Source organism: Nonomuraea sp. NPDC049784 (assembly GCF_040659615.1).
Lineage (GTDB): Bacteria > Actinomycetota > Actinomycetes > Streptosporangiales > Streptosporangiaceae > Nonomuraea.
The window spans coordinates 1-9730 of sequence record NZ_JBFAMX010000383.1 but is presented as its reverse complement, the minus strand read 5'-3'; the positions used below and the strand labels follow the sequence as shown (position 1 = coordinate 9730).

General features: G+C 68.6%; 11 protein-coding genes and 1 pseudogene. 7 read left to right on the top strand and 5 right to left on the bottom strand.

Going from position 1 to position 9730, the window contains the following annotated elements:
* Positions 1–584: hypothetical protein (locus AB0J09_RS44095; RefSeq protein WP_360705098.1), on the bottom strand; the 584-nt coding region annotated here is incomplete at its 3' end.
* A gap of 36 nt (positions 585–620) precedes the next feature.
* A complete protein-coding gene (locus tag AB0J09_RS44090; RefSeq protein WP_360705095.1) occupies positions 621–1202 on the bottom strand; it encodes a TetR family transcriptional regulator in 582 nt (193 codons plus the stop codon).
* A gap of 79 nt (positions 1203–1281) precedes the next feature.
* Here AB0J09_RS44090 and AB0J09_RS44085 point away from each other — a divergent pair, with 79 nt between their 5' ends.
* On the top strand, positions 1282–2235 hold the full coding sequence (locus AB0J09_RS44085; RefSeq protein WP_360705093.1) for a zinc-binding dehydrogenase: 954 nt from the start codon (positions 1282–1284) through the stop codon (positions 2233–2235).
* Positions 2236–2271: 36 nt separating this feature from the next.
* The gene (locus AB0J09_RS44080) at positions 2272–2955 is read left to right on the top strand and encodes an alpha/beta fold hydrolase (RefSeq protein WP_360705091.1); all 684 of its coding nucleotides are present in this window, start codon (positions 2272–2274) and stop codon (positions 2953–2955) included.
* Here AB0J09_RS44080 and AB0J09_RS44075 read toward each other — a convergent pair.
* Positions 2901–3437: a kinase gene (locus tag AB0J09_RS44075; RefSeq protein WP_360705088.1), complete on the bottom strand. Its 537-nt coding sequence runs from the start codon at positions 3435–3437 to the stop codon at positions 2901–2903. The two genes, AB0J09_RS44080 and AB0J09_RS44075, sit on opposite strands and share 55 nt — an antisense overlap.
* 113 nt (positions 3438–3550) lie before the next feature.
* On the opposite strand from AB0J09_RS44075, the gene AB0J09_RS44070 reads away from it, so the two are divergent.
* Positions 3551–4027, top strand: a complete 477-nt coding sequence (locus AB0J09_RS44070) for a hypothetical protein (RefSeq protein ID WP_360705085.1) — start codon at positions 3551–3553, stop codon at positions 4025–4027.
* Between the two features lie 257 nt (positions 4028–4284).
* Here the strand turns inward: AB0J09_RS44070 and AB0J09_RS44065 are convergent, their stop codons facing one another.
* Positions 4285–4896, bottom strand: coding sequence for a TetR/AcrR family transcriptional regulator C-terminal domain-containing protein (locus AB0J09_RS44065; RefSeq protein WP_360705083.1), 612 nt, complete (start codon positions 4894–4896; stop codon positions 4285–4287).
* A gap of 94 nt (positions 4897–4990) precedes the next feature.
* Here AB0J09_RS44065 and AB0J09_RS44060 point away from each other — a divergent pair, with 94 nt between their 5' ends.
* The 3 genes and pseudogenes from AB0J09_RS44060 to AB0J09_RS44050 all read left to right on the top strand — a co-directional run.
* Positions 4991–5704: a DUF998 domain-containing protein gene (locus AB0J09_RS44060; RefSeq protein WP_360705101.1), complete on the top strand. Its 714-nt coding sequence runs from the start codon at positions 4991–4993 to the stop codon at positions 5702–5704.
* 751 nt (positions 5705–6455) lie between these two features.
* A complete protein-coding gene (locus AB0J09_RS44055) occupies positions 6456–6968 on the top strand; it encodes an isochorismatase family protein (RefSeq protein ID WP_360705080.1) in 513 nt (170 codons plus the stop codon).
* Positions 6969–7078: 110 nt separating this feature from the next.
* Positions 7079–7213: pseudogene (locus AB0J09_RS44050) on the top strand (IS701 family transposase); the annotation flags it as partial.
* 47 nt (positions 7214–7260) lie between these two features.
* Here the strand turns inward: AB0J09_RS44050 and AB0J09_RS44045 are convergent.
* Entirely contained in the window at positions 7261–8253 is a 993-nt protein-coding gene (locus AB0J09_RS44045) for an acyltransferase family protein (protein ID WP_360705077.1), read from the bottom strand.
* Between the two features lie 327 nt (positions 8254–8580).
* On the opposite strand from AB0J09_RS44045, the gene AB0J09_RS44040 reads away from it, so the two are divergent.
* A complete protein-coding gene (locus AB0J09_RS44040; protein WP_360705074.1) occupies positions 8581–9642 on the top strand; it encodes a 3-deoxy-7-phosphoheptulonate synthase in 1062 nt (353 codons plus the stop codon).
* The last annotated feature ends 88 nt before the right edge of the window (positions 9643–9730 follow it).

Genomic DNA, 9730 nt, shown 5'->3' with positions numbered 1-9730 from the left:
TCGCCTGCGCGCAGATCTTGGCGGCCAAGGCACTCGAGGTCACGCTGTGGGTTGATTACCACGAATTCGACGGCCCCGGCTGGTACCGCGATCAACGAGGCGATCACGACCGAAGCCGCCGGGTACCAGGCGGCGTGGGTGAGATCGCGATACCAGCCGGGGCCGTCGAATTCGTGGTAATCAACCCACAGCGTGACCTCGAGTGCCTTGGCCGCCAAGATCTGCGCGCAGGCGAGCACGGCGGCGACCGAGGCGGCCACCGCCATCGACCCTGCCCGCGGCTTCGGGCGCGGCTCGGCTCGGGGCACTTTCCTGGCCGCGATCAGGTAGGCGAGGACGGCTCCTGCCGCCCAGCCCGGTCCGCCTGCCATCAGGTCACCGAAGTCGGTCCCGTCATCCTGGATGGCAAAGGGCAGCAGAGAGCCGGCGGGTAACGCCGCGACGCTGCCGTACAGGGTGGCCACGGCCCCCTTCACGGGCTGCCCCCGCAGCAGGAAGGCCGCCGCCAGGCCGGTCATCGGCCCGGCGAGGTCCAGCCCGCCGAGCGCCGCGAGGATAAGTGTCAGGACCGGCGCGACGACCACCGACAGAACGATCATCCCTACCATGCCGGATCCCCTTCAGACCACCCCGAGCTGGTCGAAGGCCGCGGCCACGCTCGGCCACAGCGTGTCCGGGTCGCCGGCCGCGATCTCGTGACCGGCCTTATAGCACGCCAGCGCCAGCTGGGGCGCCAGCGCGGCCGTTTCCGCCGAGGCTCCCTGCTGCCGCAGGTTCTCGCCCATCATCTCGACGAGACGGCGGTGCTTGCGGGCCATGCGGTCGTCGAGCTCGGGGTTTTCCGCGATCAGCCGTTCGCGCAGGACATAGCGCGCGGTGTCCCGGGTGGCCCACGCGCAGACGGCCTCCGTGGTGTCGCGCAGCAGGGCCAGCGCCTCGGGCAGCGACGGCGGGTGGTCGAGCCGCAGCTCGCGATGGCGCCGCGCGACGTTGTCCAGCCATTCCTCCTCGCCGGCGAAGACGACCTCCTGCTTGTCGCCGAAGTAGCGGAAGAACGTGGTGCGGCCGACCTCGGCCCGATCGGCGATGTCCGCGACCGTCACGTCGGCGTAGTCGCGTTCGGTGAACAAGTCGTAGGCGGCCGCGACGATCTCGTCGCGGGCCCGCTGCTGGTTGCGCGCACGGAGGGTGGGTCGGGACACCGGATCAGTCTAGCGCCGCTGAACATCGATCCATTATGGTACGCAGTACCAGTTGGGTACTTAATTCCAAGGAGTCGACGTGCGAGCAGTGCAGATCACCGAGTTCGGCGGCCCCGAGGTCGTGGCCGTGCGGGACGTGCCCGAGCCCCGGCCGGGAGCCGGTCAGGTCCTCATCGACGTGGCGCGATGCGGGGTGAACTTCGCCGACACGTTGCTGCGTGAGGACGCCTACCTCGCCTCGGTCGCGCTGCCCCTGATCCCCGGCCTCGAGGTGGTCGGCCGGACCGCGGATGGCGGGCGGCTGGCCGCCATGATCCCCGACGGCGGGTACGCGGAGAAGGCCGCGATCCCGGAGGACACCGCCTTCCCGGTGCCCGACGGGGTTGACGACGTCGCAGCCGTCGCGCTGCTCGCCCAGGGGCTGACCGCGTGGTGGCTGATCAACCACACTTCCCGCGTGCAGCCGGGGGAGAGCGTGGTCGTGCACGCGGCGGCGGGCGGCGTCGGCTCGCTGGCGGTACAGCTGGCCAAGCTGCGCGGCGCGGGCCGGGTCATCGCCACCGCGAGCACACCGGAGAAGCGCGATCTCGCGCTCTCCCTCGGCGCGGACGCGGCCGTGGACCCCGCGACGGAGGACCTCACCGGGGCGTTGTGCGCGGCGAACGGCGGCGAGCCCGTGGATGTGGTGCTGGAGATGACCGGCGGGCGTGTCACCGACCAGAGCATCGCCGCGCTGGCCCCCTTCGGCCGGCTCGCCTTCTACGGGATGGCCGGCAGGGTCGAGCCCGAGCCGGTGTCGCCACGTGCGCTGCAGCACCGTTCCGCCACTGTCAGCGGCTTCTGGCTGATGAACGCCCTCGCCCGCGCGGCGACCCTCGGCAAGGCGTACATGGAGATGTCCGCGCAGGTGGCCGCGGGCGAGCTGCGCGTGGTCCACGGTGGCGACTACCCGATGTCGGAGGTACGGCGGGCGCACGACGACCTCAGCAGCCGCCGCACCATCGGCAAGCTCGTGATCGATCCGCAAAGATAGTACCGATCGGTTCGATCGCTGCTAATATCCAGGGCCATGGCGACATTTGTCCTGATCCCCGGTATGTGTCACGGCGGCTGGTGCTTCGACGAGCTCACCGAGCGGCTGCGCAGCCATGGGCACCGTGCGTACCCGCTGACGCTGACCGGGGTCGGCGAGCGCAGCCACCTCCTCCACGGCGGCGTGAACCTCGACACGCACATCCAGGACGTGACCGCGGTGCTGGCGGCCGAGAACGTCACGGACGCCGTTCTGGTCGGCCACAGCTACGGCGGGATGGTGATCACCGGAGCCGCCGACCGCGCGCCCGAGCGGGTGAGTGGCCTGGTGTACCTGGACGCCATGGTGCCCGGGCGCGGCGACTCCTGCTGGAGCCTGGTCTCCGACCAGGAGCGGCAGTGGTACGTGGACGTGGAGGAGAGCGGCTACGCGACCCGGCCGCTGCCGTTCTTCGATCCGCGGGCCACGGCCCACCCGCTCGCGTCGGTGCTCCAGCCGCTCCGGCTCACCGGCGACCTCGCGCACATCCGCCGCAGAGACTACGTGTACGCGGCGGGGTGGGACGGCGAGTCGCCGTTCACCCCTGTCTACGAGCGGCTGCGCCAGGACCCTTCATGGACCACCCACGCTCTCGACAGCGCGCACAACCTCATGCGCGACGCGCCTCAGGAACTGATGGAGATCCTGCTCGACGAGAGCACTCGCCCTACCGTTTCCTGAAGCGAGCTGTCCTGAGGGATGACCGTCTCGTACCCGCCGGGCAGGAGGTCCCGCTCGACGTACCATTCCCGCATCAACTCCGCACCGAACTCCGCGCTCTGCGGGCGGGTGGCGTGGCGGCGGAGCGTCTCCTCGAAGGGGATGTCGAGATAGAAGAAGTGGCTCCTGCCGGAATGGTCTTTCCGCAGTGACTCGAGCATAGGCCCGTATCTCGCGGTCGTGAGGATGCCTTCGAGGATGACGTGGTGGCCGTGGTCGAGCGCGTAGCGGGTGACGGTGTCGATGAGTCCGATGTTGACGCCGCCGGGCATGTCGAGCTCGCGGAGGATCTCGCGTCGTAGCACGTCCTGGCTCACCAGCGCCAGGCCAGGCCTGCCGTACGCCTCACGCAGTGCGCGGGCGACGCTGGTCTTGCCCGAGCCCGAGTTGCCGCGCAGGACGATCAATTGTGTCGGGGGCGAGCCGGTGATCACGCGGGTCATTGCATCATCGTCACCCAGCCGCAAAGACCGTCCGAGCCACCGAGGGGGCAGCCGGAGGCCGAGCTTCGAGCCTGAGCTACGTGGTGGCCGTACCCAAGAGCCAAAGCGTCGGCATGGGACTGACCGGAGACACACGCGCCGACACTCTGGCTGCTCAAGCGTCGCCCGGGGCGTGGAAACGCCGCTCCTGCGGCGACGGCGCCAAAGGCGAGCGCCTGTATGACTGGGCGCTCGCCACGGTGCACTTCGAGGCCGAGCCCGGCTACCAGCGCTGGCTGCTGGTCCGCAGAAGCCTGGCCCCCAACGCCAAGGGCGAACTCGAGCTGGCCTACTACCTGTGCCATGCCCCGGTCACCATGGAGGACCTCATCGCCATCGCCGGCGCCCGCTGGGCGATCGAGGAGTGCTTCCAGACGGCCAAGAACGAGACCGGCCTCGGCCATTACCAAGTCCGACGGTTCGATGCCTGGCACGGTCACAGCACCCTGGCGAACGCCTATCTAGCCGTCACCGCCGCATACGCCCCAAAAGCCCAAGCGGCCTGGTCCGCCTCACACCAGCCGAAATCCGCCGTCTCCTGGCACACCTGACCGCCACGATCACCCGCCCACTCACCTACGCCCTCGCCTGGTCGCAGCGCCGACGCGCTCATCAGGCCCGTGCTCGTAGCAGCCACTACTGGCGACGTTGGCTCAAGCATCACGAAATCGGGCTGCAGCATTAACGGCTGTACCGCTGTTCCTCCACCCCGGAACAGCGCGGCGCAGGGCATCCTGAGCTGCCGAAACAGTGCACGTGGTCATACCGGCGCTAACTTCGCGGAGGTGTTCGGGCTGCGGCGGTAGAGTCAAGCTTTTGCCCCGCGGCGGGCCGCGATACCAGCCACCAGGACTTGCAGTCCCTCTTCGAATGCCGCGTCGCTGTCACCGGCCTCCTGGATGGCTGCCGCGAGGGTGGGAGTGGCCCCGAAGACGTCGCCGGCGGCCGGTGGCTGCGGGGCATCCGCAGTGTGCTCGGCCGTGGCCTGCTCGTCGAGCACGAAGCCGTTGACGTAGCGGGTGATGGTGCCGATGGCGTGCAGTGCTTGCGCCGGCGTGAATCCGGCCGCCACGAGCGCGTTCAACTCGGCTTCGAACTTCTCGATGAGGGCCGGCCCCGCTCGGGTGCCGGCCACGAGCCGGGCGGCATCCCGGCGGGACAGCAGGACTTGGCGGCGTTCGCGTGCCCGCCGGGTCAGCCATTGCTGCCAGGACTCGCCGTCTCGCGGCGGCCCGAAGTCCTGCTGCGATTGAAGCATCTGCGCCATCTCGTCGAGCAGCGCCCGCTTGCTTGAGAAGTGCCAGTAGAGCGCAGGGTTCTTCACGTTGAGGTGCTCAGCCAAGCGGCGCACGGTCAACCCGTCGAGCCCGGTCTCGTTGAGCAGGCTCAGTGCCGCGCTGACGATGGCTTCTCGGTCCACGCTATCTCCCGTTCGACGAACCTCTTGACAGCTTAGCAATGCTAAGGCATCGTTGCCGACCTGCCCACTCTAGCGTTGCTAAGGAGCGTGAGTGATGATCCGGTCCCGTCCGGCACCGATCCGTACCTTGCTGGCCTGCGGCCTGGCCGCGCCGCTGTTCGTCGTGGTGATCCTCATCGAGGGCGCCCTGCGCCCCGGCTACCGGTCCGTGGACCACTTCATCAGCGAACTCAGCCTCGGCCGGTGGGGCTGGATCCAGATCGCGAACTTCATCGTCACCGGGCTGCTGCTGATCGCCTTCGCCGTCGGTCTGCGGCGGGCGCTGCCCACCGGCCGCGGCTTCCGGTCGGCACCGATCCTGGCGACCGCCTGCGGTCTGGCACTCATCACGGCTGGCGTCTTCAGCATGGACCCCACACCCAGCTACCACCCGGATAGCTCAGTGCCCGACAAGCCGACGCTCCACGGCACGATTCACGGCTTCATGCCGTTCGCCGTGTATCTCGCGCTCGCCGCGCTCGCCTGCGTACTCGGCCGGCGTTTTGGCGCCGAACGGCGGCGCGCCTGGATGTGGTACTGCTTCACCACCGCCGTCGCCACGCCGGCGACGTTCATGCTGGCGGCCACGCAGTACAACTTCCAGACTCAGGTTGGCCATAACCACGGCCTGTGGAACCGTGTCAGCCTCGCCGTCGGTTTCGGCTGGCTGGGTCTGGTCGCACTTCGCCTGATCCTGGACGCGGCCGATGCGCGGCGTGCACCGGGCGCGACGAGGACGTCCGGCCGTCGGTTCACCGCCCGATCGTGACGCGTCTGGAGGATGCACAGGGCTGGGCCGCGACCAACGTCGATGCCGATTCACAGAGAAAGGGGACTCGACGTGCAAGAAGCGGACCCATTTCCGATCGAGGCTGGTGGGGCTGGTTCTGCTCCTGTGGTCCTGACCGCGATCAGGCTGCTCATTCTCGTCGAAGGCGACGCGTTCAGCCCAGCCTAAGCCGGCCCGGCCAGGAAAGGTGGTGGAGATGACGGTACGACATATTGCCGTGGTCGGTCCGCTGACCGGTCCGTCCCGGCGGCTCGGGGCGGAGATGGCCCAGGCCGGACGGCTGGCGGTGGACGAGCACGCGCCCGACGGCCTGAAGGGCGGGGGAGCGGGTCACCCGGCCGCGCCCAGAGCGTACGCAGGTGCTCGGGCGAGTCACCAGAGGCCGCGTTTTACTCCCAGCCGGGGTCGGACTTCCAGTCCACCGTGCCCCACGGGGCGGCAGGCTTTGGCCGTGCAGCCAGTGGCAGGGCCAGTCGGCCGCGACCAGGACCGGGTGCTTGAGCATGCCGTCCCGGGGCAGCGACAAGGCGAACCCGTGTCTGACATGGCTGCCGCCGACCCAGCCGAACGGGCCCACATCCTCCGGGATATGCACGCCGAGCGAAATCGGCATGCAACCGTCGTCCCTGCGGCCTTCTGGGTGGACACCCACTGTAGACCGCCGGGGCGATGGGGTCGCGGTCCGCGTCCACAAGCTCGAAGCCGAATCTAGCCCGCTACCATGCCGATCATGGACAAACTGGAGCCCCGCCGCACTGCACTGCTGCTTATCGACCTGATGACGCGCATCGTTGAGCAGCCCACCGCACCGCATTCCGGACCTGCCGTGGTCACCCGCTCCCTCGCCCTGGCCGACGCAGTGCGAAAGGCGGGAGGTCTCGTTGTCGCCGTGCGGGTCGAGCGGCCAGGCGTTGCCCAGCAGCCACCGGGCAGCGAACTGGTGGGAGGGGTGCTCGGCGACCTGGAGATCGTGAAGCGCACCTGGGGCGCATTCCACAACACCGGGCTGGAAGAGGCGTTGCGTGAGCACGCCATCGACACCCTGATCATCACCGGGATCGCCACGAACTTCGGCGTCGAGCAGACCGCGCGTTTCGCCGACGAGTTCGGCTTCAAGGTGATCTTGCCCGAGGACGCGGTCACCGCACTCGACGCGCGCGCCCATGAGTTCGCCTTCGACTACATCTTCCCGCGCATCGCTACTGTCTGCACCACCACCGAGGTTGTGGCAGCGCTGGACTGAAATCAGTACGGACTCCAACTGCTGGAGCATCGGCAGCGCGAAAGGAGCTGCGCGCAAACGGTATGAAAAGGCTCGATCTTGCTGACGAGTAACTCGGCACCACCATGGAGGACCTCATCGCCATCGCCCGCTGGGTCATCGAAGAGTGCTTCCAGACGGCCAAGAACGAGACCGGCCTCGGCCATTACCAAGTCCGACGGTTCGATGTCTGGCACCCTCACATCACCTTCGCGATGCTCGCCCACGTGTCTCGCCGTCATCGCTGCAGCCGATGGCCATACCTGACACCGTGTCACGGCCGGCGGAGAGGGGTGAAGGCCCAGGACATGTGCGGCTCGACCGCCCAGTGGAAGAGCCGGCGGACCGGCGAGGTGCAGAGCAGCGTGGCGACGGCCACGCCGAGCAGGATCGACAGCGGCACGCCCAGCGAGAACCGCTCGGCGACCTTGACCACGAATCCGTGCAGCAGGTACGCGTACATGGTGGCCGCGCCCAGCCCGCTGAACCACGTGCGCCGCGCCGGCGTCACCGCGAGGAACGCCGCCACCAGCACCGCCCCGGCCACCAGTAGCCCCAGCCGGACGCCGGTCCCGGTGAGGTCGTCCACGTGCAGCGCCGAGTTGGACAGGCGCCACCTGATCCACTCCGTCGGCACCTGGTCATGCACGAGCAGCGCCGCCGCCAGCCCCAGCCCGAGCACACACGCTCCGGCCAGCCGCATGTACGGCCTGCGCAGCCACGCGAAATGCTCCGGCTTGAGCATCAGCCCCAGCACGTAGAAGGGCAGCAGGCCGAACGTCCGGTTCATGGCCAGTTCGTCGGGCAGCGCGCTCATCCCGGTCAGCAGCGACAGGACGACCGCGATCGCCAGCGGCCACCTGAGCTGCTGCCACACCGGCGTCGACAGCCGCCACAGGAACAGCGAGAGCAGGAACCAGGTCAGGTAGTACGGGTCCAGCAGGCTCAGCTCGAACTTCCCGTACAGGATCAGCCTGGGCAGGGAGTACGCGAACTCGAAGATCAGGTACGGCACCGCCAGCGTCGAGATGAGCTTGCGCGCCTTCCCCGCCGAGAACGTGAACCGGCGCGACAGGTAGCCGCTCAGCACGATGAACAGCGGCATGTGGAAGACGTAGACGTAGAAGTAGAGCGCGTGCGGGATGGCCGCGTCCCGCTGGTCCTCGATGAGGTGACCGCACACGACCAGCACGATGGCCAGGTATTTGGCGTTGTCGAAGAACGGGTCCCTGGCGGTGATGGGCTGGGTAGTGGCGGGTGCACTCACAGATCACGCACCCTAGACCGCGCCGGTGTAACCGCTGGGAAACGGGGAGTGAGGGGTTACCGAAGGGCCGATGTCCGATCCGGAGCCCGGGCGTGCGATTTGAGTCGTGGCCGGTCTCGCTGGTAGCGTTCGCGGCATGTCGTTGAACAGCCGATTTTGGCGCTATGTGCAGGCTCCGGGTGGGGCCGAGGATCACATGCGCTGATCAACTGTTCATCCGGAGCCAAAAGGCAGAGCGATTCGTCTCTGCCTTTTCGTCATTGAGGCGGTCGGCTCCGGACCCTCGGGCATGGGCCGTATCGCCGTAGAGCGCAGAGAGCAGGCCCCATGACCGTGACCAGGGATCTACGCGTCACCTCGTTCGAAGCCTTGACCGCCCCGGCGGAGCTTCGCCGGGAACTACCGCTGGGAGAGGACAAAGAGGCGTTCGTCGCGGCGAGCCGTCGTGCCGTACGCGACATCCTCGCCGGCGACGACGACCGGCTGCTCCTCATCATCGGACCGTGCTCCGTGCACGACCCGGAGGCGGCACTCGATTACGCCCGCCGCCTCGCCGAAGCCACGCGCGGCCTGGAGGACGCCCTGTGTGTGGTCATGCGCGTCTACTTCGAGAAGCCGCGAACGACCATCGGGTGGAAGGGGCTGATCAACGACCCGGACATCGACGGCGGCCATGACGTGCAGCGAGGGCTGCACCTGGCCCGCACCGTGCTCCTCGACGTGCTCGGCACGGGGCTGCCCGTCGGCTGCGAGTTCCTGGAGCCCACCAGCCCGCAGTACATCGCCGACGCCGTCACCTGGGGCGCGATCGGCGCGCGTACGCCGGAGAGCCAGGTGCACCGCCAGCTGACCTCCGGCCTGTCCATGCCCGTGGGCTTCAAGAACGCCACGGACGGCGACGTGCAGGTGGCGATCGACGGCGTGCACGCCGCCGCTCACCCGCAGGTCTTCTTCGGCATTGACGATGAGGGGCGGGCCGCGGTGGTGAGCACGAAGGGCAATCCGGACTGCCACATCATTCTTCGCGGCGGTCGTGGCGGTCCCAATTACGACGTGGAATCCGTGAACGACGCCCTCGCCCTGCTGCGCAAGGCACAGCGGCCGGAGCGGTTGATCGTGGACGCCAGCCACGGCAACAGCGGCAAGGACCACGTGCGCCAGGCGGCTGTGGTCCGGGAGGTGGCCGCTCGCATCGCGGAGGGCGAGGAAGGTATCGCCGGGTTGATGGTGGAGAGCTTCCTCGTTCCCGGTCGGCAGGAGCCTGGCCCGCGCGAGGGTCTGACGTACGGACAGAGCATCACCGATGCCTGCGTCGGCTGGGACGAGACGGAGCGCTTGCTCGAGGTCCTGGCGTCGGCCGCGCGCTCCCGCAGGGAAGCGAGGAGCTGAACCACCTCGGCGGTCGCGGCTCGGACAGAGCCGCAACCGCCCTTCAGCGGAGCAGGTCGCGGGCGACGGCGGAGGCCGAGGGCCCGCG

Coding starts and splice junctions, on each gene's coding strand:
- AB0J09_RS44060 (WP_360705101.1), top strand. CDS start 4,991: ATGATCCGGTCCCGTCCGGCACCGATCCGTACCTTGCTGGCCTGCGGC.
- AB0J09_RS44055 (WP_360705080.1), top strand. CDS start 6,456: ATGGACAAACTGGAGCCCCGCCGCACTGCACTGCTGCTTATCGACCTG.
- AB0J09_RS44070 (WP_360705085.1), top strand. CDS start 3,551: ATGGGACTGACCGGAGACACACGCGCCGACACTCTGGCTGCTCAAGCG.
- AB0J09_RS44080 (WP_360705091.1), top strand. CDS start 2,272: ATGGCGACATTTGTCCTGATCCCCGGTATGTGTCACGGCGGCTGGTGC.
- AB0J09_RS44040 (WP_360705074.1), top strand. CDS start 8,581: ATGACCGTGACCAGGGATCTACGCGTCACCTCGTTCGAAGCCTTGACC.
- AB0J09_RS44075 (WP_360705088.1), bottom strand. CDS start 3,437: ATGACCCGCGTGATCACCGGCTCGCCCCCGACACAATTGATCGTCCTG.